The following is a 25,315-nucleotide window of genomic DNA, read 5'->3' on the forward strand; positions in this document are numbered from 1 at the left end:
AAAAATAAGTTTCCCCGTCCTTTACGATCAAACCACTTTGCTCAGCCCATTTCAACGTAGACTCTGATAGTAGTCATCTAAAAGGATGCGTGTTATGAAAATTCATGAATTAATGGCGCGGCTAGGCGTACCGCAGACGGCACTGGAAAACGGCGGTTTGAAAGTGCATAGCCCGATTGATGGCAGCTTGCTGGCCAGCATCAATACACACAGTCCAGCACAAGCCGCCGCAGCCATCGATCGCGCGCACAACGCGTTTTTGACATGGCGCAGCGTCCCGGCACCGCGACGCGGCGAGTTGGTTCGCTTGCTGGGAAACCTCCTGCGTGAACACAAACAAGATTTAGGCGCGCTCATCACGACCGAGACAGGCAAAATTCTGCAGGAGGGACTAGGTGAAGTCCAGGAAATGATCGATATCTGCGACTTCGCGGTCGGCCTTTCGCGCCAGTTATATGGCCTGACCATCGCTTCCGAAAGGCCCGGCCATCGCATGATGGAAAGCTGGCATCCGCTGGGGGTCTGTGGGGTTATATCAGCCTTTAATTTTCCTGCAGCGGTATGGGCCTGGAACGCGGCGCTGGCTTTTGTCTGCGGTAACAGCGTGGTCTGGAAACCGTCAGAAAAAGCACCATTGACAGGACTAGCATGCACCGCCTTGTTCAATCAGGCTTGCGCAGCATTTGGCGATGCCCCGGACGGTTTGCTTGAACTGATCCAGGGTAACCGCACGGTTGGCGACATCTTGGTCAAAGATAAGAAAGTTCCTCTGATTTCGGCCACAGGCTCAACGCGGATGGGACGTGAAATAGGTCCAAAAGTGGCAGAAAGATTTGGTCGCAGCATTCTTGAGCTAGGCGGTAATAACGCGGCCATCGTCGCGCCAAGCGCCGACTTGTCGATGGTCGTGCGCGGCGTTCTGTTCTCTGCCGTCGGAACCGCCGGGCAACGTTGCACAACGCTACGTCGATTAATCGTGCATAACGATATTTATGACGCACTGATACCACAACTCCGCAAAGCCTACGACAAGATCAGCATTGGGAATCCCTTAGAAAGCGCTACCCTGGTCGGCCCGCTGATAGATGCAACTTCTTTTGACACAATGCAACAAGCGTTGACCGTTGCGCGCAGCCAGGGCGGCGAGGTCACCGGTGGCGGACGCGTTGAAGTCAACGGATGCTCAAACGGTTTCTACGTCCGACCGGCGTTGGTTGAGATGCCGCAACAAAGCGACATCGTCTGTCATGAAACGTTTGCACCCATTTTATACGTCATGCGTTACGACGACTTTGCTGAAGCCATCGCACTACAAAATGGCGTGCCACAAGGGCTTTCCTCGTCCATCTTCACATTAAATATGCGTGAAGCGGAACTCTTCCTGTCTACTGTCGGCAGTGATTGCGGCATCGCGAATGTCAACATCGGTCCGTCTGGCGCTGAAATTGGCGGCGCGTTCGGTGGCGAAAAGGACACCGGGGGTGGGCGTGAATCCGGCTCCGATGCCTGGAGAGGATACATGCGTCGGGCCACGAACACGATCAACTATTCAGATGCATTGCCGTTAGCGCAGGGCATTCAGTTTGATGTCTAGATCATAGTCTTGACGAATATGACGACTGTTGCGACTGTTACGAATGTTACGAATATGAGGACTGGATGGCTATGAAGGCAAACTTCGTCAGCCATCATTTTTAACGCTATTCTGCTTCTGCAACGCTTGCGCTCGAATACCGGAAAGGCTGATCGTTGGCGTAATTACCTCCGGCGACAAGCGAATTTCGATGACAGCGGGCAAGCCCGAAGCGCACGCCCGCTCGAACGCAGTGGCAAAATCCTCCGTAGCTTCCACTACCGCGCCAAAAGCACCGAACGATCTGGCGTAAGCGGCAAAGTCGGGATTGGTCAGCGTGGTGCCAATCACGCGAGCCGGGTATTCCCTTTCCTGATGCATGCGTATGGTGCCGTAAATTCCATTATTCACGACGATAAAGATTACTGGCAACGCGTATTGCATCGCTGTGGCCAGCTCCTGGCTGCTCATCATGAAGCAACCGTCCCCCGCAAAAGCAATCACTGTGCGTTCGGGATAAAGAGACTTTGCTGCGATGGCCGCCGGCACTCCGTATCCCATCGCGCCACTGGTTGGTGCCAGCTGCGACTTAAAATGACGATACCGATAAAACCGGTGCACCCACGTCGCATAATTGCCAGCACCATTACAAATGATCGCATCTGAAGGAAGCCGATCCCGAAGATATTCCATGACATCACCCATCTGGAGCGGCCCGTCAACCTGCGGCGGCGTACTCCATGCCAGGTATTGCGCATGCGCGATCTCTGCCTGTCCCGACCATGCGGGCGCGGCCTCTGGAAGCAAATCAACTAACGCGGCGGCACATTCCGGCATGCTCGCGTTGATCGGCAATTGTGCCGCATACACCGACCCAAGTTCCTCCGCACCAGCGTGCACATGGATCAAGCACTGTTGCGGTGTCGGAATAGTAAATAGGGTATACCCACTGGTTGTCATCTCGCCCAGCCGCGGGCCAATTGCCAGCACCACGTCGGCATCTTTAATGCGTTGCGCGAGCGCTGGATTAATACCGATACCGACATCCCCAGCATACAATGCATGGGTGTTGTCAAACAAATCCTGAAAACGGAAAGCACAGGCTATCGGCAATTGCCACGCCTCCGCGAACTGGCGGACGTTACGACAGGCTTGCGGCGTCCAACCGCTGCCACCGAGTATCGCAATCGGCCTTTGCGCACCCGCAAGTAATCTCGTCAGTTCTCGCAACGATGCTGGCGTCGGCGCGCACGCGGAACGTTGGTAAGCTGGCGCGCCATTAGCCTGTCCAATTTCAGTGAGCATATCTTCCGGCAACGCCAACACCACGGGACCCGGGCGGCCGCTCACAGCGGTATGAAAGGCCCGACTGATGTATTCAGGAATACGCTTCACGTCGTCGATTTGCGCGACCCATTTCGCCATGTGCCCAAACACACGCCGATAATCGATTTCCTGAAACGCCTCGCGATCCAGGCAACCGCGCGCCACTTGCCCTATGAACATAATCATTGGCGTCGAATCCTGCTGGGCCGTGTGCAGGCCAATTGCAGCATTCATCGCGCCCGGGCCACGCGTGACCATTACGATCCCAGGCTTACCGGTTAGTTTGCCAACGGCCTCGGCCATATTGGCAGCGCCACCTTCATGCCGACATACCCGCAAAGCAATACGATCCCGCGCATCGTAGAGAGCGTCCAGTACATTGAGATAGCTCTCGCCCGGCACGCAAAACACCTGCTCTACGCCGTGCGTCATAAGACAATCAACCAGAATCTGCCCACCGCTACCAGAAATTTTCACTGCGTAATCCATTTTTTCTCCGGGTCTCAATCAACGTTTAAATGTCACCGATACCGATACCGAATCGCAGGCAGCAGGCATTGCCACTTGCTTAGCGAAGCGATGATCCAGCGCGCGCGATCGTCCAAAAAATGACAGATCGGACTGCCATAAAAAACGACCCGATTGATGCGATGCCCTCTGGCTGTCCTAACAACCTTTCATCGCTGTCACTGTCACTGTCAACCAGACTATTGCGGTCACAGTTTTTACTTCTATAAAAAATGACATTTGATAATAGTACCGCGGCCGAGATAACGAATTTTATATCTTGCAGAGGGCGGTTTGCCGAACCACGCAGATCACAGGTCAGCGGCGTGGAACAGTATGCCGGCATCTCTGGAAGGAAGGCGCAATGAAGTTTGAATAATTCGAATTTATAGCCTAAAAATACACAGGGAAGTGTCTTCTTCGGCAAATCTCGTTTTCAAGCTCCGCCGAACGCCTTTTTAACACCATTTAACTGAACTTTTTTATTGTTAATATTGCCATGGCACACTCAAATGACAGACATCGCAGGTATCGTATTCTGAGTTTCTTGAGCCATTACGCATCGTCGATTTCCCCAATGTCAGCGCGGGTGGCGGGTCTAATTTTATTGATTGGGCTCTGTATTAGCGGTCTCACCTTTAATTCTGTGTCGATTTTGCTTTTACAGTTGTTACAGTGGCTAGGGCAGGATTGTACCTGGTGCACCATCGCGCCAGTGTGACGCGCCTTTCGTTAAATTAAAATAAAAAATTTGAATCATTAGCAATGTATAAGGTCAATCCTATTGTCAACCGATTAATTATTGCAGTTAGGCGGGGCAAAGTAGCGCTCACATCAGGCGCACATTTAATAATTACTGCAATGTAACGAAAGTTTTAAAGCCAACAGGCCGCTGCAAATATTCAATAAAATGTCGCTAAATTGCATCACGTTGGTCGGTTGAAGAGCATCATTTTTGCGCATCTTAATCTCCCTGACGCCATCGCTGTTACCATATAAATGTCGACCAGTGAGAACGACATAAAAAAGAGTCAAACAGAGAGACAAAAGAGTCAAAAGAAACCAAGAACAATAATGCTTTGCAGTAAAAAGTAGACGTCTTCTACTCGAAGTTAATACCGGTCCTTTGATTGTCTTTACCTATGTAACGGAGAAATCATGAACATGATTAAACGTATGTTTACTCCAACTCACCTCTCTATCGTCAATGACGAACTTGCGGCAGCCCGTCTGCAATTATTGTCCGCAGAAAACGATCTCGAACACGTGCAGGCGCAAGTAAACTTGCTCAATACCCGCATCGCACGTCTCGAAGGAAAAACGAAAATTGTCGATACGTACACGTCGACGCTCGACGCGCAAATATATGCTACCCGCTTGCGCAGCACTTCCCCTGATCCCGCTGCTCGGTCACAAGCTGAACACGATATCTCGGAATTACGGCCTAAAATAGCTGGAAAATAAATAACCGAAATTTTGACAACCAATGTTGTTTAACTTTGGATTCTGATTTCGGGAGTACGGCCATGTCACCGACGACCATACTGAAATTTGGCATGGCCACTACTTTACTATTCATTGTTGGTGCAAGCTCTGCGCAGCAAAATAATCCGCTCGACATAATCCCCGAAAAAATGCCGTTCGACGTCCCCTATGGAAGTCCCATTCCGCTCGACGTGGCCGAGCTGGTATTGGGCGCTTCGGTTGCAGAGGCGAGAAAGCATAACTGGAAAATGAATTGCGCGGTGGTCGACTCCGGTGCCAACCTGGTGTCCTTTAAACGCATGGACGGTGCGCAACTTGCCTCTATCGACATCGCGATTCACAAAGCTCGCACTGCCGCCAAATTCCGTCGCGAAACCAAGACCTTTGAGAATGCCATACAACTCAATAGCCAAAGCTACGTCTGACATTGGACGATGTCATCGCATCCCGCGGTGGCTTACCCTTGGTCGTCAGCGACAAAATCGTCGGGGCAGTCGGATGCTCCGGTGGGGCCGGTTCACAAGATGAGGTGACGGCGAAAGCTGGCGTTGCAGCCCGCGCTAAATGAGACCAACGCGGGAAGCTGAATCTTGAAATGATGGGAGATTTTGCAAACTCTGAAAGCGGCGGAGATTGACGAAATAAAGACAGACCGCCCGCAAAGTAGATAAGAGACCTGAAACGACGCCGGCAAACCGATAAAGCAGCATCGCTGATAAGCGCCCTCTTCATCTTTTCAGCTGTCCCCACCTTTTGTAAATTAATTTTGTTAAATCAGATGCTGTCAGAGTGCGGCTAACATCTTTCGAACCGCGTCCTGTGTAGCTTCATCGCTCAATCCAAGACTTCCCTTGGTTTCAATTAGTCGATCGCGACACCACGCTGGCCAGCCGAATACATCATCATCAATGGCGAACCAACTGTCTGGTTTACGCTGTTCCACGTCGTTCCAGATTTGCATGCCACGCGGCATAATATCGAATTCACTTTGCAGCAACTTCGGATGATGAAAAGTTGAACCTATCACGCGGGTGCGTAATTCTTCGGTCAATTCCTGGCGGGTAGCATCGAAACCCAAAGCCCGTACCCAACTCGTCGATAAAACAATTTTTACATCTGGATGGGGCGCAAGTAATTCTTCCAGAATCGGCATCCACTCGAAGAATGATCGCTCTGGGTTGGTCAGGTACATTCCGCGCTTGCGATTACGCATCACCATGCCGTCGTGTAGCACACCATTAAAATCTAAATATAAAATTTTCATTAAGTTTCAAGTTTCAAAGTTCAGGTTTTCAATTATTGATTACTAAATATTGGTGTAAGCGTAATCATTAAGTATTAAATTATTACCGGGTACTAAGTCGACGTATTCGCCGACCAACAATTCTGCGCAGCCGCATGTCACTATTAACCGTGGTTTCCGCGCTTCACAAAAAATAATCCGGTCCCAATGACCATTAACAGACCGCCAAAAATCCGATTCTGAATTTTAAGCGCCTGCACGTTCTTGAACAGGTTTTGCATTGACCGTCCCGCGAACGCATATCCATGCATAACTATCACATCCACCGTCACCGTCGTGAGCGACATGACCAATAATTGCAACGCCAGAGGTCGATTTTGGCTGATAAATTGCGGCAGGATCGCCACCATAAAAACGATGCCCTTTGGATTGGTCACATTCGTCAACAGTCCTGTTCCAAAACGACGTTGCCAGGTGATGATTGCGCCCGGGCTGTCCGTCATTGAACTTGGTGCAGACGTGTCCACTGGCGAAACCGCGCCACGCCATTGACACAATCCGATATAAATAAGATAAGCCGCACCAAGAAATTTCACGATGTTAAACGCTATTTCAGAGGCAACCAGCAACGATCCCACACCGGCTCCTGCGATCAACAGTATGACCACCAAACCACACTCAAGGCCAAAAATGGTAGCGCTCGTCCGCCGCACCCCAAACCGAACCCCGTGACTCATCGAAAGAATTGCGCCAGAACCGGGGGATATTGCAATGAAAATTGATGCGATTAAATACGTATTCCAGAGATGGATGTTCATGCCAGCGTGAAGTGATTCGTGAGTTTACTATTTTACGGTGTAGATGAAGAGTATGGCGCTGAAAGTTAACGTCCTTTGCGTTATTAACGAAGCAAAGGCCTGATCAACCGAGGAACTGACGGCGAGCGACCGCAAATGCATGGTATTCATTGATTACAGTCACGGATGGGATGCAAAACAGGAGATTCGCCTGGTCTTAGCGCCGATCACCTGTTAACGTGAACGAAAAACGTGAACCAAAAACGTGAACGAAAGTTCGTTCGTCATCACATCAATATGACTAAGGCGCCATTCAAACTTTTACGCTTGATTGCGCCGTTCCCTCCAACATTTAGTTACTCAGCGGCGTTTCTTGCATATTCAGCTCTGCGGGCCTGATCGGATTCAATTAATAACTGATACCGCGCCTCCGACACGCGCTGAAGCAACACGGCAGCGTAACGCTCGCGTTGCAACCATTCGATAATCCAGGATGTGAGTAATATTATCGTTGCATACACGATGATCAGATAAATATCCTTAACCTCAAAGGTCTGGAAGGAGAAATAGGGTTTTCTGAAAAAGAAAAATGCCGTAGGTAAACTAATCGCCAGTAATCCCGTTGAATGCCAAAAACCGAAAAAACACGCCATAACAATGCAGTTAACGGCAAAAAATAGCATTGACATTGAATCGTCGAGTACCGAATTCAATACATATCGTAAGCAAAACGTTAAAGCGAATCCCAATAAACAGATTCCCATTGAACGAACACCACTTTGTTTCCAGGTTCTACTATTTTTTAATTTCATACCAGTTTTCAGATAATTAACGACAGGTAAGGTAAAACTCGAAATCGGCCAACGATCCCAGTCTTCTATCCACGCCGATCTTTTAATGGCGATTGATGCTTCAACTCTCTGTAGGAAAGATCTTTTAAATGCATCTCGATATTTTTCCGGATGAATTGAACTGTTTCATTTGTGACAATTTCTCGCTCATTATCAACAGTAATAATATGATAACAGTCACCCAACCAAATTACCTTACGTAATTCCGAGCTCACATGCTCCAAAATCATCTCTGGATTTTTTGGCGATGCGGTTTCATCATCGATGGCGTGAATCACCAGAAGGTTCGTCTTTACCTGTTTAAGAGAATGACGGACGTAAGCCATCATTTGATGCGCACCACGAAGTTGCCTCGCAGGAATAGCCGCAGCGCCTACCGCAGCGACGCCATCTTTTTTGAGCGAGTTCGCAACCCTTCTGCGCATATCGAAGTTCTTGATGCCATACGGCTCGCCTTCTTCATGCGCCCAGTTTTTATACCCCAGCAAAAAAGGAATTTGCATTAAATGCTGATACCACGGGATTGACCATCCGTCATAGCGCAGAACGGGCGATAGCGCCACGATAGCGATAGCTTCATGACTGCGCGACGCCACCGCCAGGGCGAGCGTTGCCCCCATGCTTAAGCCACAGAGAGAAACCGTTTTAAAATTTAATCTCAACCGGGTAATTTCGCTATCCACAACCGCACACCAATCTTCCCAGTGCGGGGTGATGGTGGGATCGACATGTCCGGCAGAATAATTCGGTATGACCAATTCAATGACTGCGCAGCCACTTTTTCGTAAGGCTTTGGGTATTGACCCCATCTCAAGCGACGAACCGCATAATCCATGCAATAGAATAACTGCATGGGCGATGGGTTGTTCATTGTGCATTTTTGATTCCATAAATAATGACTGTGTTGCTTTAGAATAACTCAAAATGGTTATTTATTAAATTTCATAGGCAAAGCCCATCTGCCTCCTCCAACGCATCTCCTTACGCTTTGATACAGGCAAAAAAACCGCTTACCCCAAAAACGCCGATTAAAGTCGAATTAAGGTCGAACTGGGCCCTCGCGGACTTTGCCAGACCAGATTGTAAGCCATGCAAGCCATCTTTAAACAGATTCCCCTCTATGTAACCGAGAAAGGTCCAAAATCCAAGGTCCAAACTGAACCGAAGCGACGTCAATAAAATCTTTAGCGAAGCTGCTCGCCGGAACGGCAACAGCCGCTTTGAGCATTCTTAAAATGACTCCCCCAACCAAGCCCCTCGCCCATTTGCAACTATCGCGGCGGATGGATACTTAAGGTCGACCGTAAGAAATCGATAAATGCGCGTACCTTTGCAGATAGATGGCGGTTCTGGGGGTACAAAATAGAGAATGGCCGGGATCGCCCGGCGTGATTGTGAAGAACTTCTATCAGGTCGCCGCGCTTTACGGCGCCGACTGCCGCGAAACGGTAGGTCTGGTAGAGGCCACCGCCGGCATTGACCCAGGCGACGCAACCAAGCGCATCGTTAAGAATGCGCATCCGACTCTGAATCGGATGATCGATTTCTTCCCCGTTCTCGCCCTGAAATAACCATAGCATCGGACGCCCGGTATTCGGCGACACGTACTGAATGCAATCGTGCGCCGCAAGATCATCAAGAGAAAGTGGCGTGCCCTTTTTCGCCAGATATTCCGGCGTACCGAAGACGCCCAAAAACGCGTCCTCGAGCTTATAGGCAACTAGCCGTGAGTCGCGCTGGATGCCGACGCGTATTGCAAGATCGAATCCCTCCTCAACAAAATCGACGATCTTATCCGAGATGCTTAGCTCAATGTCGATCTGCGGGTACGCCTCGGTGAATTTTGGCATCAGGGGCAATAACCGATGCGTCCCGTAAGCCGCACCGACGCTAATACGCAGCAGTCCACTGGGCACTGTCTGGCCGCCGGTAATAGCGCGTTCGGCTTCAGCGATCTGGCCCAGAGCCAACTGACACTCCTTCCAATAAAGCGCGCCCTCGTTTGTGACCTTAACGCTTCGCGTTGTGCGGGAGAACAGGCGCACGCCCAGCCGCTGCTCGAGCCGGCTGATAGATCTGCTCACGGCCGCGGGCGTGACCCCGAAGAACTCCGCTGCCGCAGTAAAGCTGCCCAACTCCGCAGCTTTGCAAAATTGCTCGATGCTGCCAATCTGAATCGAATCAACTATCGCCATTACTTATTCCAAAATGTAACAAATGAAGTGATTCTACCCCCGTTTATCTACGTCAAACAAGCTAATACACTACGCTCAATGCTTGTACAAAGACCGCTTGCACGTTAAACCGCGGCTTCGCTGAAGCTTCCGATCTATCCGCCCGACTTATAAGGAACCATCGTCATGACATCTAAACTGCACCTCTTTACCTCGCCCTCGGCGTTCCCTAACCCACAGCGCCTGCGTCTGTTCATGCACGAAAAAGGCATTGCCGATCAATTCGAAGAGCGTGTCTACGACATGGCACCGGGCGGCGAGCAGCGGCAATGGCCGCACCTCAAGATGAATCCATGGGGCGAAACTCCGACTCTTCAATTGGCCGACGGCAGCTTTATTTCCGAAACCGCCGCGATCGCCCGGTATCTGGACCAGGCTTATCCGGGCCGAAAGATTATGGGTGAGACGCCATTGGAACAGGGTCTCGACAACATGTGGGACAACCGCATCTGGGTCCATATCCTCTACCGGATCGTCACGGCCTTTCATGTCCTGCATACCGGGCTAGGACCGAAACTTGAACTGACCAAGAACGAGGCCTGGGGCGAGCATTGCCGCAAAGAGGCTCTGGCGCACGCAAGTCTGGTCGACCGGCATCTGTCGGACGGACGCGACTGGCTGCTCGGCGGAGATGCGCCGACCTTTTCGGACATCACGCTGGCAACCGCGATCGCCTTTTCAAAGTTCCCGGTCAATGCCACCCCGCTGGATGAACGTTTCGAGCATCTGGATGCGTTCTGGAAGCGGTGGCAGCTTCGCCCCGCCTTTCAGGCCGCCTATGCCGACCGCAACAGCGGTGTGCCCGAATTGGATAGCCCTCAGGGAAACTAAAGCAGGCAGTTCGGCGAAGGAGTTTGGCGCGGCCCGACAACGTTGCTCGGCCCGCGCTGGAACTTGCACGATCTTTGCTAACGAACCGATGCGCAATGTGGGTCGCCATCGGGTCAATGTCTTGTAAGACGAATGAACGACGGTGACCATAACCATCGCTGTCGACGCAGCGAGCCTACGATTACGGTCGCCGATATCAGTGACAAATAGCGCTTAACAACAAACGCCCCAATCTATTCGATCAAGGTTCGTACTTCCTCGACCCCCGGGCGCTTTTATCCTTGAGTTCATCGATGTTTCTCGCCGCAATTTCGGCCAGCATTTGAGAGGATGTTAACGCCAGCCGCACCAGACGCTCAGTGTCGATGGTATTCAACGCTGGCATCGCGTCAGTTCCTCTGTCCAAAGTACTAAAGTGAGCCACCTCAAGGCAGGTCTGAATGCCCCGACAGATATCAACCGTTCGCCCGTAAAATTCTGCGTGCTGTTCAGTTTGATGATCCAAAGGCAGCCATGAGAACGCTGTGTGGAAGGCTTCCTGGTCGGAATTTGGGATGGTCGGTTCGCTCATGATTGTGCCTTCCGAGAGACATCGATGAAAACGGCCTGAACATCATTAACTAATGAGAGGTGATTTTGGCGCGTGGAGTGAAAGCGAACTGTCGTGGCACTATTAGACATTATTGATTCCTTGTACGGTTAGACCGCTCCCCCGTTCTCAAGCGGGGTGGGCAGCAAAAGCAGGTTGAGAACCGGCGTACAAGGCTACCGGCAGCCCGAAGGCTCCCACCAGTGCCGCCCATAGAAAGGCGCAACAAAGGTAAGCACACGTAAAAAGACCGCTTAACGCGGCCAGTGCGCCTTGTACACTTCAGGTTCTCAAGCCCGGCCCCCTCTTTTTCGGAGACATAAAGATTATAGAGCATGATCGTTCCTTTAGGGTTACAACTCAAATATCAATGCGCTAATCGCCTAAAATTGGCCGCTGATAAATACGCAAATGGTCTTCGGTTGATTCGATTCGCACTCCAGAGAAAACGCCACGGCGACCTCGCTTGACAGCGACTTGGTTTGCTTATGACCGGTTTGTGCCCTACGGTTCGGGTGCTATTCCTACTGGCAATCCTGTCCGTCCAACCCAATCCTTTTGGACCGATTTCAACGGTTGAACAACCTAGTTTGTCCGGCCGCTTTAGACTGATTGCCGACGTTCAGGTTTCGCCGACAACGGGCGGCTCAAGGATGGTTAGCCGCCGTGGATCGGGGTAGTCTGTTCGTGGCGCTTGAGTTCTGAGCATTTGATGAAAAGGAAATTAAAATAAGCCGTTCCAATGTGCTTCACGAAGATGATTAAAATTCCAAGATTCGCGACCCTCACCCTTCATCGCAGCCCAGAGGTCAAGGTCTGCTGTGAGCACCACCGTATTCTCCGCTTCCGAAGATCGAATCAAGACGGCATCGGTTAGTCCCAAACGGCAAAAATGCTTTTCCTCCGCGACATCCCTGCTTGCGATTACAATTTCTTTCAATTCTTCGATGAGCTTTGCAAAGTACTCAAACAACAAGGTTTTTGAAGGCTCCCCGATATAAGCGAGCAGATTTGATGTTTCGGTCAAAATATTCGGCGTAAAAAGCACCTCTTCAGCGTTCGCCAAAATTTTGGCAAGCTTGATCAAAATCCTCCTTGTCGAAGCTATCTACCTTTTTATGCTTTTTGATCAAATCCGTAGAAACGTTGCCTACAATGAATAAGAGCAGCAAGTTTGTATCAAGAATAATGATCTTCTTGTGCACTATTTCATTTCTCGATTAGTAATCCCGAGCACTTGCTCAGTCGCATCGTCAATTCGCACAATCTTAAAAAGACGAGCCGAGTTCGTCACCGCGATTGCGGCTCCAATGATGCCCTGCGCTTTCGAATCCCATGGTCTAGAAAAACCGACTGTAACAAGCCAATCTTCGGTTTTATTATCTTTGCAAATCTCTTCCAAGCCCAGGTTTTCAATATTGTCATCTGCGAACATATCCAAGACATATTCTTTAGCTATTTTCACCGCACTTTTGGCATCCATTTAACACCCCTTGCAATATTTTTAACAGTTGAAATTGTGACCGACTGCTAAGATTATGCAATCAGGATCGGAATTTTGAGCCGACGCACGGGATAACAGAAGGCGCGTAAAAAGAACGATGCCGTGCTAGCAACTGCATGCAAATTCGTCAATCGCCCAGTATCTTATCGCGATATCGAATATTACAACTCCCGGGGCCTATGGAAATACCGGCATCGTCGACGTTTCACTGCTTCAGCAACGGTTCGTTCCTTATGCATGTATTGTCCGCTGACAGTCTAACTGCAGCCATTCAAATTTCCATGCGAAATGGCTGTTCACGCTGCATTGCTGTCATTGATATGAAAAACCTAAAGGGCTTTTAGAAGCCCTGTCTTCCACGAATGCTCTAATCGAGGCAAAACCAAGGTTAGCAGCGCATTAGCTTTATAACCGTTCAAAAATGTCGTTCCGCTTTCCATTCTTCGTAATCATTCGGCCTAAGACGACTCGCGCCAGATCGTAAGAACACTAGCATTTTTGCAAAGCAGCAATTAACTCGCCTTAATTTGCCTCTATCGCCGTGCTATTACCTAAAAGCTTCACAAACGCCTCGGCGGGTACGGGCTTACTATATAAAAACCCCTGCGCCTGTTCGCAACGTAACAACCGCAGGAGATTTGCTTCTTCTGTCGTTTCAACGCCCTCGGCAACGACTTTAAATCCGAGGCTATGCGCCAATGAAATTATTGTGCTGACTATGCCCATGAATTCGGGCTTCTTCGCCATTTTGGTGACAAAAGATCGGTCAATTTTGAGCACATCTATTGGTAACGTTACCAGGTACGACAAATTAGAATACCCAGTTCCAAAGTCATCCAGGGCGATAGGAACGCCAAGCCTTCTGATTGCCAAAAGAAGAGAGGTAATTTCTTCTCTGTTCGACAGTAAGCTACTTTCTGTGAGTTCAATTGAAAGCGGATTCAAATGCTCAGCACCGCTGTCGTTCAAGGATTGCTGAATCATGTTTAGGAAATTCGGATCAGTAAGCTGCTGTGCGGCCACGTTGACGGCGATTTGAGGCGGAGTCAAACCCGCATCGCGCCATGTCCGCCAGTCTTTCATTGCTTGCTCAAGCACTATTTGTCCCACGTCCAGGATCAATCCAGTCTTTTCTAATAAAGGAATGAAATCGCGCGGTTCAACGATGCCCCGGATAGGATGTTTCCAGCGCACCAACGCTTCCGCACCAGTGATTTGCTGGATTTTCAGATTAATTTTAGGCTGATAGTAGTTAACGAACTGATTTTGCGTAATCGCCCGTTCCAGATCCGAAATGCGTCCACGTTCGTTGATATCTCCCCGCAATTTATTTTGCGTTATCGCAGGAGGGATAGGAGTTTCTGAGTTGGTTAAATTTTCCCACTGACTAGTTAATTGACGAAATTTAAGATGCGTCATTACGGCGTGGGAAATGGTCGTTAAAGAGGCGATTTGTCCATCGCTCAAAACTCGTGGCTGGGTATCCATCACACACAAGCTTCCGATCGCACTCTCGCCATCGCTATCTAGCGGGAAACCACCATAAAATTTTAAGCCTCCATCTACCACGTTCCGGTTGTCGCAAAATCTGGGGTCCTGCGACAAGTCTGAGATTAAAAACGGCGTTTCCGAATAAAAGACGACAAAAGCACAAATGGAGTCGTAGCGTGACTTATGTTTGATAGTCACGCCAAATGACGAGATTATCCGCTGTCGGTCGCTATCAACGAGACTAATGAACGCAAAAGGTGTAGATGCTATTTCTGCAGCAAGCCTGACATATCTAATTAAAACATCATCCGGCTCTTCGTTGAAAATTTTATATTGGTGAAGACGGGCGAGACGCTGTTTCTCGTTGCGCGGAACGGGAGCTGCGATTTTCATTTGATCCATGAAATCTGTATTCCGGTGTCGTGCGTATATTTATCTGCAAACATCACTTGTGAACTTTTCTGAACTGGCGGATAAGAAAATTCTGCCGGGTAAAAGTGCAATCAGAGGTGGTTTTAAAGTCTTTCCTCTATTAAATAGCAATTCATTATTACATAATAGAAAACAAAAAATGCAATTTTGCAAATTAAGGGAATGATAAATATATTTATTGCACAATATCGTTTTGAGAGATCGTCGCCAAGCGGGATCGCTGCGCTTGGGGGTCGCCAGCTACTGACCTACCGCCTCGGCAAAGAAACCACATCCTTGCCGCTGCTGTATATGCAGCGGGTGGTTTCAAAGATTCCATGGACACCTCCACGGGTGATGCGGCGGCTCCGAAAGTCAAGGTGGCCCTCGCGACTGTTCAACGTGGTGTTCCAAGTGTCATCTCGGGAATCGGCGAACTGGAGGCCGCTCACCATCCCTGAAACTGCCGTGACCTTCATCGCCTACGGTGACACCATATTCAGTGCCCAGCCTGAAAAATCGGTACCAATGAAAGTACGTCTCGCCAATACCGCGATCAATCTGATCCTGGCCGCACTTAAAAAGTTCGGATGTAATACATGGCACGAATATGGTCAGTCATATCGGAGCTAGTTTTCCGTACCAATAAGATGCCGTCGCACCGCCGCCCATCAGAAAGTCGCTGCCGGTGATGAAGCCGCCGTCCGCGCCCAGTAGCAGTGCGCCGACAGCCCCGACCTCGTCCGGTGTGCCGCCCCGTTTGGCGGGCGACAGATCGATCATGCGGCGGTAGCCCTCGCCCCACGGACCGCTCAACTCGTCCCTGGTGCAGTCCGCGGGCCGTGGTTAATTCGTCTCCCGTCTTTATGGTTCCCGACTAAAAACCTACGCATCAAATGGAAATCGTCCGTTAGGGATCAATGCACCCAGGAATTCGTATTTAGCGGCAGAACTTGCTGATTTAGGCCAAGCATCGATCCAAATTAATAAACCAGAGATGTTTGCGAGCGCGAGCGCAACGACCAATACAAACGTTGTATCTATTGAAGATTATGCTGAAGATCTGCAAGCATCCAGCCGTCCCATAATCATGCCATGATCGACTCGCGATGCTTTGATTTCTATTTTGGCGATCACTATGCGAGCAAGCGTACGTAGGGCATATGCAAAGAACGTGTTCGGCAAGGCGTGACAGTGGCCGGAGTCCGCGCGCATTCGCGCTCCAGCGTAACGGGCCTATACGCTAGGCTGGCTATTGGATACGGCAGTTGCGCGATGAGGTAACGCCTCTGCCTGTGATGACTGATCGATGTGAGCGCCAAGCGTGCCACCGTCAGCGTGGCGCAACCGCCAATCGCGTGCCGCAGTACGGCGCTTGGAGCGTCGAAATCCTGATTGACCAGAGTGTGCTCTGGTTAGTCGATTTCTTGCAGCGACGGGATTCGAAAATGCGATACGTCCAATCGCTCTTGACAAAAAACTGTCTATTTGCCGGTTCCGAACGTGCCGACCGTTCTGCCGTCACCATGCGAAACTTGTTAGCCACGGCCAAACTCAATGTCCTCCAACCCTCAGCGCTGGTTGACCGACACACTGGAAAACTACCGAACTTCCAGACATCAAGAGCTATTCATTGCCTCCCATTGCTAAGTCCCGCAAGCAGCAAACCCAATTGTCAGGTGGTTAGGCTGAGGCTTACGAAAATCTGCTTACCTGCTTTTCATCAACAGAGCGTGGTCACACCCAATATCTTGTGCCTCATAAATAAAAAATCAACGATTTTTGAATCCACTTGTTTTATGCACACGTATGTAGCAGCAGAAACAAAAATACTTGATCGGTCGTCGGATGGCGGCTGCATCTATCAGGATTCAAATTTTCAGGGAGACATATGCTTAATAAAACGACGATAGTAGCGATGCTTGGGCTGCTTATTTCTGCTGGTGCTTACGCCGATACCGGCAAGTTGCTGCTCACTGGCGGCGTCAGCTCGATCGATGGCGCTGCGGGTGGGGGATTAACGCCCTGGGCGGTGATCGGCAGTAATGCCACGGCAGACCAGATTGGCGCTACTGCGCATTTTTCGCGGGCGATCGTCAATGATTATTCGTTGAACACCTACGGCGTGGCAGTCGGAATTCTGGACCGTGTCGAAGTCAGTCTGGCGCGCCAGGATTTTAATGCGTCACCGGTGGTGGGCGTCAATGGCCTAGGTTTTATGGTCAGCAACAACCAGCATATCCGCATGGATATTTTGGGAGTTAAGGTAAAAGTGGCTGGCGATGCGATTCTCGACAGCGATACTCTGATGCCCCAAATTTCGGTCGGTATGGAGTACAAGCATACCGATGCCGGATCGTTTGCCCCAGTGATCACTGCACTGGGTGCAAGAAACAGTGATACCGACTTTTATGTAACGGCGACCAAATTATTCTTATCGCAAGGAATTCTGGTGAATACCACACTGCGTGCCACCCGCGGGAATCAAAATGGTTTATTAGGTTTTGGTGGTGCACTCGGTGAAAACAATTACAAGTTTGAGCCAGAAGTATCTGTTGCTTACCTGCTCAGCAGAAAAGTCGTGATCGGTGCCGAATACCGTTTCAAACCTAATAATCTGGAAAGAGTCGGCAATACCTTACCGCTACCTAAGAACGGCTTGCGCGAAGAAGACTGGAAGGACATTTTTATTGCGTATGCCCCAACCAAGAATGTTTCATTCACGCTTGCTTATATTGACTTGGGTCATATCGCGCCGGTGCTGGTCAACAATCGCAAGCAGACCGGTGTATTCCTTTCCTCACAGTTGGCATTTTAAAAAAATCGAGGCATCATCATGAAAAAAACTTTTTCCGCATTATTATTTTCGGTCGCCAGCATGTGTTCGGCCACTCTGCTGGCCCAGACGCCACCATTGATGCCACCGGCATCGATCTCGGTCTATGAAGCATTCGGTGAAAAACCGGGTCTGGTCAAACTGATGGACGATTTCATGATCCGCCTGGTTGCCGACCCGGTCACAGGTCCGATATTCGCACCAGCCAATCAAGTCCGCATCAAGGCTGAACTGGTAGAACAATTTTGCCAGCTTCTGAGCGGTCCCTGTACCTATAAGGGCCTGGATATGAAGACGGCACATGCCAACCTGCATATCAATAAGCCACAGTTCAACGCCTTAGTCGAAGAGTTGCAGATATCGATGAATGTAATGAACATTTCGTTCAGGGCGCAAAATCAACTCCTGGCGCAGCTTGCTCCGATGTATCGGGATGTGATTACCGTTAAGTAATTACGGTCACTGCGACAAACTCTGCGGTATCTCCTTTGCGTCCCTCTATATATTCGAGGGACTTTTTTTATCCGCAGTCGGTCCGAGGTCGTAGTTTATCAGTAAGCCTCCAGCCAGTTATGCTGGAGCGCGAATGCGCGTTGACTCAGGCATCTCTCATACGATTGCCTGACGCGCTCTTTTTCCATAAACGCACTGCTTACGCTTGCTCGCATAGCGATCTCCAAAATCAAACAAAGTTTGGCGAATCGCGCATGGCATTGATAGGTCAGCCGGCTAGAAGCTTAAGAGGATCTGAATTCTTGGATCAATCAAGCGGCGCATATCAGTCACAATAAATGCCCTTGTGTATTGGATGATGGTGAGGTGCTTTGGTAGCGGAAGTTGCGATTAAAAAGAATCAGAACATTCGATGATTGATTTTGCTGGCAGTCGCTGAAAGACGAACCGGGAAGTTCTTCGGGAACAGCTCAGATTTCACCCGGCTGAACACGCTTGTTACCGCAAGCATTAGACGCAACACAAAAAATACAGACAAGCCAGCGTGTTGCCACCAATGGATTCGCATTGCACTGTGCAACAAGCAGTGAAATTAGGGAAATCCAGGGTGCACGATGCGCGTTTGGAACAGACACTGGCCCGCATAAAAAAATCCCCGCAGAGATTTTGCGGGGCTTTTTGGGTACTTATCGAGCGTGTTCTTGGAGGAGAAGGTGGGATTCGAACCCACGTTACAGCGAAACTGTAAACCAGATTTCGAGTCTGGCGCATTCGACCACTCTGCCACTTCTCCTGATTGGTCATTTTGCTGCGTGGTCTGCAGCAAAGCACAAGATTATAGCAGAATATTTTATCAACGAAACACCTTTTTTAGTCTCGCTAACATATTCCCACCTATCGTTTTCATATTGCAGGGCAATCCCGGCAACGCATATTTGCGTCGCCGAGGATGCTTGAACGCTGAGCGTTACGCCGTCGGCGTCAAGCGCGTGATGCCGCCCATGTAGGGATGCAGAACAGCGGGAATCTCGACGCCGCCGTCGGCTTGCTGGTAATTTTCCAGCACGGCCACTAACGTTCGTCCTACCGCTAAGCCGGAGCCGTTGAGTGTGTGCAGCAACTCTGTTTTGCCTTGGAGATTGCGGAAACGGGCCTGCATGCGGCGGGCCTGGAATGCTTCCATATTGGAGACGGATGAAATCTCACGATAGGTATTTTGTGCTGGCAACCATACTTCGAGGTCGTAGGTTTTGGATGCACCGAAGCCCATGTCGCCGGTACAGAGCGAGACTACGCGATATGGCAGGCCGAGTTTTTGCAGGATCACTTCAGCGTGGCCGACCATTTCTTCAAGGGCTTCATAAGACTGGTCGGGGTGCACTATCTGGACCATTTCGACTTTGTCGAATTGGTGCTGGCGGATCATTCCACGCGTGTCGCGACCATAGCTTCCGGCTTCTGAGCGAAAACAGGGTGAATGCGCGGTCATCTTGAGCGGGAGCTTTTCACCGGCGATGATTTCATCGCGTACCAGATTGGTCAACGGCACTTCGGCAGTAGGGATCAGGTATAGGGCAGCGCTATCAGCGCCCTGCTCACCTTCCTGGCCGCCTTTTTTAACGGCGAACAAATCTTCTTCAAATTTCGGCAATTGGCCCGTGCCACGCAGGGAGTCGGCGTTGACGATGTAGGGCGTATAACATTCGGTATAGCCGTGCTCGGCGGTGTGCGTATCGAGCATGAATTGCGCCAGGGCGCGATGCAAACGGGCGATGCCGCCTTTCATGACCGAGAAGCGTGATCCTGTTAATTTGGCAGCAACGTCAAAATCCAGGCCGACACCGGCACCGACATCGACATGGTCGCGCACTTCAAAATCGAACACTGGCAAAACGCCTGACTTGCGAACCTCGACGTTGCCTGATTCATCGATACCGACGGGCACCGATTCATGCGGCAAATTGGGGATTACTTCGAGAAACTTGCTGAATTGCTCCTGCACATGATCGAGACGGGCGGCCGAAGTCTTTAGTTCTTCGCCGATGCTGTTGACTTGCGTCATGACGGCCGATGCGTCTTCGCCTTTGCCTTTGAGCATGCCAATTTGCTTGGACAACAAATTGCGCTGGCTTTGGAGTTCTTCTGTGCGGGTCTGAATTTGCTTGCGTTCGGCTTCCAGCGAATTGAAGGCGTCGACGTCAAGCTGGTATTTACGCGCAGCTAAGCGGCTGGCGACGGTGGCGATGTCTTTGCGGAGCAGTTGGATGTCGATCATGGGATTTGCGGACCTGTAGTGAAGTCACCAATAAATAAGCCGCCATTGTACCAAGCTCGACGGCATTTCGATAATTTACGGCGTCCTGTCAGGTGTCAATCTCGACGAATCGTGTGGATCAGGTCGATCCTCGCCTTTAGCCCATGGGAGGCAGGGAGAATTGTGTCCCCCTTTATTGCGCTGGCTGGCAGTCTCACCGTGCGAAATAAAGATCGTGCAGGTGATCCAGACTGACTTCCGCGGCCGGTTGCGACAACACCACTTTTCCACTTTGCATGAGATAAACGTGGTCTGCCACGCCGACCGCACGATGGGTATTTTGCTCAACCAGGATAATGGTTCGCCCCTCTTCTTTTAAGCGCGTCAGAATCTCGAACAACTCGTTCACCACGACAGGGGCCAAACCTAGCGATGGCTCGTCGATAATTAACAGCTTCGGGTCCGACATCAGGCCGCGCGCCATCGCCAACATCTGCGCTTCGCCGCCGGAGAGTGAGCCGGCCAACTGGGTGCGGCGCTCCCGCAAGCGTGGAAACATCTGATACGACATGTCGAGATTGTCCTTCAATCTGGCCCGATGCTGTTTCGCAAAAGCACCGACGATCAGGTTTTCTTCGACACTCATATCGCGAAAAGTCATCCGGCCTTCCGGAATCATGGTCATCGATACGTCTGCCATCTTCCACGTCGGTGTGCCGTTCAGCGATTGACCGTTGAGACGCACCTCTCCCTGAGACGCTGGCAACAGGCCCATGATAGCGCGCAATAAAGTTGTTTTACCGGCACCGTTGGGACCGATGATGGTCGTCAGTTTCCCTTGAGAAATACTGAGCGACACATCCCACAATACATTGATGGCACCATAACCGGCACGCAGGTTGGAAATTTCAAGCATGTTCCGCTCCTGTATAACTTTTGATCACTGCCGGATCGCTGAAGACTTCATCCGGTGTGCCGTCGGCGATGAGTTGACCGAAGTTGAGCACAGCCACGCGATGACATAGATTGCTGATAGTTTCAATATCGTGCTCAATAATCACGATACCGACCCCAAAGGTCGCGTGCAAATTCTTGAGCATATTCATAAATCGGCGCTTGCCGGTGGTCTCAAGACCGGCCAGCACTTCGTCCAGCAGCAACAATTTGGGATTGGTGGCGAGCGCTTTCGCGACCTCAAGGGCTTTCAATTCTGTTAGCGCCAGTTCGGTCGCGGCATTTCTGCAGCCTTTGCCGTCCAGACTGGTGAATGCAAGGATTTCATCGATTTTGTTCTGGTCGACCTTACCGGTGCCAAACCGCTGCGCTACGAGCAGATTCTCGCGCACCGACAGTTGATGCATCGGTTGCGGAATCTGAAAGGTGCGTCCGATGCCCATCCGGGCGCGCTTGTAGAGCGGCGCGTGCATCACATCTGCACCGTCGAACCTGATGCTGCCACCGGTGGGACGCACGAGGCCGGAAATTGCATTGAATAGGGTGGTTTTGCCAGCGCCGTTGGGACCAACCAGCCCCACCACGTCTTGGGTGCCAACCGCGAACGTGACGTTATTGACTGCCGTAAGACCGCCGAAACGGACCGATAAATTTTCAAGTTGCAGCATGATTTCTCCTGATCAGCTTGCGCGCCAGATCCAGCAGGCCGTCGGGGCTAAAAACAATCATCCCGACCAAAAGAACTCCCAATACCAGTTGGTGACCGGATGGAATGATGGCTTTGAACACTAATTGATCGATTAGATACACCACGACCGCACCGACAATCGGCCCGGTAATCGTCCGATATCCACCAAAAATTGCTGCCACGATCGGGATCGTCACCCATAAGCCGCTGAAGGCATAATCGGGCTCAAGGAAGTTGATGTAGTGCGCGTTAAAGGCGCCTGTTACGCCGCACATGAAAGCTGAAACCAACAGCATCATGCCTTTGAGCAACGTGCTGTTGACGCCGACCACCCGGGTGGCATCTTCGCTTTCGTGCATGGCGCGCAATGCGAGCCCATAGTGACTGCGCCGAATCAGATAATAGAAGCCAGCGAAGATCAGAACGATGGTCAGGATAATCAGGTAGCTGCCGGTCTTGCTGCTGAAATCAATTCCCATCATTTGCGGCAGACGTGGAATGCTGGCCAGGCCACCGGAACCGCCGGTCATGCTTGTCCACTCGGTGGCGAGAATGCGGAAGATGTTGGCGTAGGCCAGTATCGCCAACGCAAAATACGGCCCTTTCAAACGGAGGACGGGCAACATGACCAGCGACGCAAGCACCGCCCCCACGCCACCCATTGGTATCGCCAGCAATACTGGCAGACCGAGTTTCATGCTCATGATTGCGGAGGTATAGGCACCGACCCCGAAGAATGCGGCATGTCCGAAACTGACCATCCCGCCCAGATTGCCGAGCAGCGCCCACGACAGAGCAATGCCACCAATCACGAGAGCGGCGACCAACATGCTCATCACATAATTATCCTGGCCGAATACCAGCGGAACCCCGAGGTAGACCGCCACCAGCAAAGCCACTATCGTGCCGGTCGATTTGAGTTGCAATGTGCGGTTCGCTTTGGCACTCTGGTCGAAATTCACGTTGGCATCAAGTTTCATCCGCGCCGTCCTTTCGCACCGAACAATCCGTTCGGCATAATAAATAAAACGAGTAGGAATAATGCCATGCTCGATAATTCCTGCAACGCAGAACTTGCCAACGTCACCGTTAATGCTTCTGCGATGCCGAGCAAAACGGCTGCGATCAGGACGCCGGGAATCGAGCCGATGCCCGCTAATACAGTAATAATGAAGGCCTTGACGGTTAATGTATTCCCCACCTCAGGACTAATCACGCCGTAACTAAAAAGTGCGACACCGGCGAAGGTGGCAAGAATGCCAGCGACGACAAACGACACCAGTTCGGTGTAACGCGGATCGATTCCCATGAGTTTGGCGGCATCGCGATTACTTGACACTGCGCGGACAGCGCGTCCGTACCAGCTGCGCGACAGCCACCACCATAAGCCAACTATCATGACGATGCTCACGGCAAAAAATAGCACCTCACTACGCATGCTATAAAAAGGTCCAACAACGAAGGCTTCCTGTAGCCACGAAGAACCAGTAGAACGGACATCCGCTTTCCAGATTAACAGGATGGCGTTCGTCAAAATGACGCCAATGCCGTAGGTTAGGATCAGTGAATTGATCTCCCGATTTTTCTTGATACGGCCGACGACGCTGTAGACGATGACCGATGCCAGGCAAACAACGACCAAAGCGACCGGAATCGAAAACACCGGGTTCCAGCCCAGCTTTGATTCCACCGTGTACGCGATGTAGGCCGACAGCAGCACCAGTTCGCCGTGCGCCAGATTGATCACATTCATCGATCCGAACACCAGCGCCAGCCCCAGTGCAATGAGCGCGTACGACCCGCCCTGCAACAGGCCGGAGTAAAGCGCTTGTAATATCAATTCCGTCATATCGTCGTTCCAGTCGAATTATTTGTAGAGCGCGGGGAGGCGGCAGCAGGCGTGTTTTTTTAGCGGTTTGTTGTAACCGCTTTTGGTAACATTACCGCTCGCTCAAGGTCATTTCGCTTCAGGCATCAAGCCTGCCGCCGCCCTCACCGCTAAGCGCTTTTACTTAGCAGCGGATTACCAGGGAACGCCGGGGAAATTGATCTTGCCGGTTGTCGCTTCCTGCGGCCAGACAATCACGACCTTGCCGCCTTGATGCTGTCCCATGTGCTGACTGAAGTTCTGGTTGTCGCCGTTGCTGCCAAATTTGACCTGGCCAATCAGCGTCTCGCGGTCAGTCTTACGCATCTCTTCGGCGATGCCGTTTTTCTTCAGCGTGCCTTTGTCGGCTGCGCGTGCCATTGCCTCAAACAACAACATCGACTGGACATAGCCAAACTGCCCCAGATAGTCCGGCTCTTTCTTGTATATAGCCCGATACGCAGCGTCGAAAGCTTTGCCGTCGGCGGTCTTGAACGTCGCCGGGAAAGGTAGCACCGCGGTGCCGTAAACATTGGGCATCAAATCCGGAAAGTCGGCCGCCATTTTAGGTGTGGCCAATGACCAGACACCAATCATTGCCTTGACGTTCGGTTTCAACACCCGTGCCGCGCGAAGAATGCCGACGTAATCGTTTTCATAGCCGACCATGGTGACGATTTCAGATTTATCCTGTAATTTCACCTTATTGATAATCGGTTTGAAATCGGTGATCGCGGGGTCGAACGGGTGCGCAACCACGACGACACCTTTGGCTTTCAAACTGGCCTGCAGGTCCTTAGCCAGACCGGCAGGCGCTTCTTTGGTGGAATAAATAATCGACACCGACTTGGCATTCATGTCGCTCAATAGACCGAGCAACGCTTTTTGATAGCCGGCGGTGTTATTGATTCTGAAAAATGTCTTGCGACCGCTATTGACCAGGCTGTCATCAACCCCGCCGGAGGTGACATACACCAGTCCAAGATTGCTGGCCGCGTCTGCCGCCGGTGCAATGTTGTTGGAGCCGTAGCCGCCCGTAATTGCCAGCGCACCTTGACTGGCAAGCTTTTCAACTGCGGCAATTGCTTTGGCGGGGGCCGATTCGTCATCGATCGTGATCAGTTTTATTTTGTGTTTGGTATTGGCCTTATTGAAGACGTCGGCAGCTACCATGATCCCCTCTTGCATGCCGGAACCGACGCGCGCCAGCGTTCCCGTTAAGGGTACTTCGACGCCAACCAATAGCTCATCGGCATGCGCAACCCCCGCACCGAAGCCGCCCATTGCGATGCCTGAAAATAGTAATGTGCGAAATAGCGTTGAAAGCGCTATCTGTTTAGTTGTTTTTTGCATTGTCTCCACCCCACTCTGTTGATTAATACGGTCACGTCCGTTGCCGGACGCACACGCTCTTTCTGATT

General features: G+C 50.9%; 24 protein-coding genes, 1 tRNA gene and 1 pseudogene. 8 read left to right on the plus strand and 18 right to left on the minus strand.

All coding sequences use genetic code 11. The features are described from left to right. The first annotated feature begins 112 nt into the window (after positions 1 to 112). On the plus strand, positions 113 to 1,594 hold the full coding sequence (locus JQN73_RS21620) for an aldehyde dehydrogenase family protein (protein ID WP_370551379.1): 1,482 nt from the start codon (positions 113 to 115) through the stop codon (positions 1,592 to 1,594). Positions 1,595 to 1,681: 87 nt separating this feature from the next. On the opposite strand, the gene JQN73_RS21625 is transcribed toward JQN73_RS21620, so the two are convergent. Next, a complete protein-coding gene (locus JQN73_RS21625; protein ID WP_205320959.1) occupies positions 1,682 to 3,388 on the minus strand; it encodes a thiamine pyrophosphate-binding protein in 1,707 nt (568 codons plus the stop codon). A gap of 1,176 nt (positions 3,389 to 4,564) precedes the next feature. On the opposite strand from JQN73_RS21625, the gene JQN73_RS21630 reads away from it, so the two are divergent. From JQN73_RS21630 to JQN73_RS22670, 3 genes are all read left to right on the plus strand, one after another. Further along, the gene (locus JQN73_RS21630) at positions 4,565 to 4,870 is read left to right on the plus strand and encodes a hypothetical protein (protein ID WP_205320960.1); all 306 of its coding nucleotides are present in this window, start codon (positions 4,565 to 4,567) and stop codon (positions 4,868 to 4,870) included. Between the two features lie 62 nt (positions 4,871 to 4,932). Further along, positions 4,933 to 5,316, plus strand: coding sequence for a heme-binding protein (locus JQN73_RS22665; RefSeq protein WP_205320961.1), 384 nt, complete (start codon positions 4,933 to 4,935; stop codon positions 5,314 to 5,316). A 2-nt stretch (positions 5,317 to 5,318) separates the two neighbouring features. Next, a complete protein-coding gene (locus JQN73_RS22670; RefSeq protein ID WP_205320962.1) occupies positions 5,319 to 5,459 on the plus strand; it encodes a heme-binding protein in 141 nt (46 codons plus the stop codon). Between the two features lie 216 nt (positions 5,460 to 5,675). On the opposite strand, the gene JQN73_RS21645 is transcribed toward JQN73_RS22670, so the two are convergent. From JQN73_RS21645 to JQN73_RS21665, 5 genes are all read right to left on the minus strand, one after another. Continuing rightward, positions 5,676 to 6,155, minus strand: coding sequence for an HAD domain-containing protein (locus JQN73_RS21645; protein ID WP_205320963.1), 480 nt, complete (start codon positions 6,153 to 6,155; stop codon positions 5,676 to 5,678). A 143-nt stretch (positions 6,156 to 6,298) separates the two neighbouring features. After that, the gene (locus tag JQN73_RS21650) at positions 6,299 to 6,952 is read right to left on the minus strand and encodes a LysE family transporter (protein ID WP_205320964.1); all 654 of its coding nucleotides are present in this window, start codon (positions 6,950 to 6,952) and stop codon (positions 6,299 to 6,301) included. 335 nt (positions 6,953 to 7,287) lie between these two features. Further along, positions 7,288 to 7,743, minus strand: a complete 456-nt coding sequence (locus tag JQN73_RS21655; RefSeq protein ID WP_205320965.1) for a DUF4118 domain-containing protein — start codon at positions 7,741 to 7,743, stop codon at positions 7,288 to 7,290. A gap of 65 nt (positions 7,744 to 7,808) precedes the next feature. Beyond that, positions 7,809 to 8,660 (minus strand): carboxylesterase, encoded by an 852-nt coding sequence (locus JQN73_RS21660; RefSeq protein ID WP_240162357.1) that lies wholly within the window; start codon positions 8,658 to 8,660, stop codon positions 7,809 to 7,811. A 393-nt stretch (positions 8,661 to 9,053) separates the two neighbouring features. After that, a complete protein-coding gene (locus JQN73_RS21665; protein ID WP_205320966.1) occupies positions 9,054 to 9,977 on the minus strand; it encodes a LysR family transcriptional regulator in 924 nt (307 codons plus the stop codon). A gap of 165 nt (positions 9,978 to 10,142) precedes the next feature. Between JQN73_RS21665 and JQN73_RS21670 the strand changes: the two genes are divergently transcribed. Next, on the plus strand, positions 10,143 to 10,847 hold the full coding sequence (locus JQN73_RS21670; RefSeq protein WP_205320967.1) for a glutathione S-transferase family protein: 705 nt from the start codon (positions 10,143 to 10,145) through the stop codon (positions 10,845 to 10,847). Between the two features lie 241 nt (positions 10,848 to 11,088). Here JQN73_RS21670 and JQN73_RS21675 read toward each other — a convergent pair whose 3' ends face one another. The 4 genes from JQN73_RS21675 to JQN73_RS21690 form a co-directional block, all read right to left on the minus strand. After that, positions 11,089 to 11,418: a hypothetical protein gene (locus JQN73_RS21675; protein WP_205320968.1), complete on the minus strand. Its 330-nt coding sequence runs from the start codon at positions 11,416 to 11,418 to the stop codon at positions 11,089 to 11,091. Between the two features lie 742 nt (positions 11,419 to 12,160). Further along, complete coding sequence (locus JQN73_RS21680) at positions 12,161 to 12,523, minus strand: hypothetical protein (RefSeq protein ID WP_205320969.1); 363 nt, start codon at positions 12,521 to 12,523, stop codon at positions 12,161 to 12,163. A gap of 117 nt (positions 12,524 to 12,640) precedes the next feature. Next, positions 12,641 to 12,919 (minus strand): hypothetical protein, encoded by a 279-nt coding sequence (locus JQN73_RS21685; protein WP_205320970.1) that lies wholly within the window; start codon positions 12,917 to 12,919, stop codon positions 12,641 to 12,643. Between the two features lie 543 nt (positions 12,920 to 13,462). After that, positions 13,463 to 14,833 carry an EAL domain-containing protein gene (locus tag JQN73_RS21690; protein WP_205320971.1) on the minus strand — a complete coding sequence of 457 codons (1,371 nt, stop codon included), beginning with the start codon at positions 14,831 to 14,833 and terminating at the stop codon, positions 13,463 to 13,465. A gap of 192 nt (positions 14,834 to 15,025) precedes the next feature. On the opposite strand from JQN73_RS21690, the gene JQN73_RS21695 reads away from it, so the two are divergent. Next, the gene (locus JQN73_RS21695) at positions 15,026 to 15,475 is read left to right on the plus strand and encodes a hypothetical protein (RefSeq protein WP_205320972.1); all 450 of its coding nucleotides are present in this window, start codon (positions 15,026 to 15,028) and stop codon (positions 15,473 to 15,475) included. Here JQN73_RS21695 and JQN73_RS21700 read toward each other — a convergent pair. Continuing rightward, a pseudogene (locus JQN73_RS21700) lies at positions 15,461 to 15,664 on the minus strand (short-chain dehydrogenase); the annotation flags it as partial. The gene JQN73_RS21695 and the pseudogene JQN73_RS21700 overlap by 15 nt on opposite strands. A gap of 1,069 nt (positions 15,665 to 16,733) precedes the next feature. Between JQN73_RS21700 and JQN73_RS21705 the strand changes: the two are divergent. Together JQN73_RS21705 and JQN73_RS21710 are read left to right on the plus strand one after the other, a co-directional pair. Next, positions 16,734 to 17,660: a DUF3034 family protein gene (locus tag JQN73_RS21705; protein WP_205320973.1), complete on the plus strand. Its 927-nt coding sequence runs from the start codon at positions 16,734 to 16,736 to the stop codon at positions 17,658 to 17,660. Between the two features lie 18 nt (positions 17,661 to 17,678). Further along, positions 17,679 to 18,131 (plus strand): group 1 truncated hemoglobin, encoded by a 453-nt coding sequence (locus tag JQN73_RS21710; protein WP_205320974.1) that lies wholly within the window; start codon positions 17,679 to 17,681, stop codon positions 18,129 to 18,131. 702 nt (positions 18,132 to 18,833) lie between these two features. Here JQN73_RS21710 and JQN73_RS21715 read toward each other — a convergent pair. From JQN73_RS21715 to JQN73_RS21745, 7 genes are all read right to left on the minus strand, one after another. Next, a tRNA-Ser gene (locus tag JQN73_RS21715) sits at positions 18,834 to 18,924 on the minus strand. 174 nt (positions 18,925 to 19,098) lie between these two features. Further along, positions 19,099 to 20,406, minus strand: a complete 1,308-nt coding sequence (gene serS / locus JQN73_RS21720; protein ID WP_205320975.1) for a serine--tRNA ligase — start codon at positions 20,404 to 20,406, stop codon at positions 19,099 to 19,101. 193 nt (positions 20,407 to 20,599) lie between these two features. Further along, positions 20,600 to 21,301, minus strand: coding sequence for an ABC transporter ATP-binding protein (locus JQN73_RS21725; RefSeq protein WP_205320976.1), 702 nt, complete (start codon positions 21,299 to 21,301; stop codon positions 20,600 to 20,602). Then, positions 21,294 to 22,007, minus strand: coding sequence for an ABC transporter ATP-binding protein (locus tag JQN73_RS21730; RefSeq protein ID WP_205320977.1), 714 nt, complete (start codon positions 22,005 to 22,007; stop codon positions 21,294 to 21,296). The genes JQN73_RS21725 and JQN73_RS21730 overlap by 8 nt, the downstream gene beginning before the upstream one ends. Next, positions 21,994 to 23,007, minus strand: a complete 1,014-nt coding sequence (locus JQN73_RS21735) for a branched-chain amino acid ABC transporter permease (RefSeq protein WP_205320978.1) — start codon at positions 23,005 to 23,007, stop codon at positions 21,994 to 21,996. The genes JQN73_RS21730 and JQN73_RS21735 overlap by 14 nt, the downstream gene beginning before the upstream one ends. After that, on the minus strand, positions 23,004 to 23,876 hold the full coding sequence (locus JQN73_RS21740) for a branched-chain amino acid ABC transporter permease (RefSeq protein WP_205320979.1): 873 nt from the start codon (positions 23,874 to 23,876) through the stop codon (positions 23,004 to 23,006). Before JQN73_RS21740 ends, JQN73_RS21735 begins: the two co-directional genes overlap by 4 nt. A 174-nt stretch (positions 23,877 to 24,050) precedes the next feature. After that, complete coding sequence (locus tag JQN73_RS21745; protein ID WP_240162615.1) at positions 24,051 to 25,178, minus strand: ABC transporter substrate-binding protein; 1,128 nt, start codon at positions 25,176 to 25,178, stop codon at positions 24,051 to 24,053. Positions 25,179 to 25,315 lie beyond the last annotated feature (137 nt).

It is taken from the genome of Glaciimonas sp. PAMC28666 (genome assembly GCF_016917355.1).
Lineage (GTDB): Bacteria > Pseudomonadota > Gammaproteobacteria > Burkholderiales > Burkholderiaceae_D > Glaciimonas.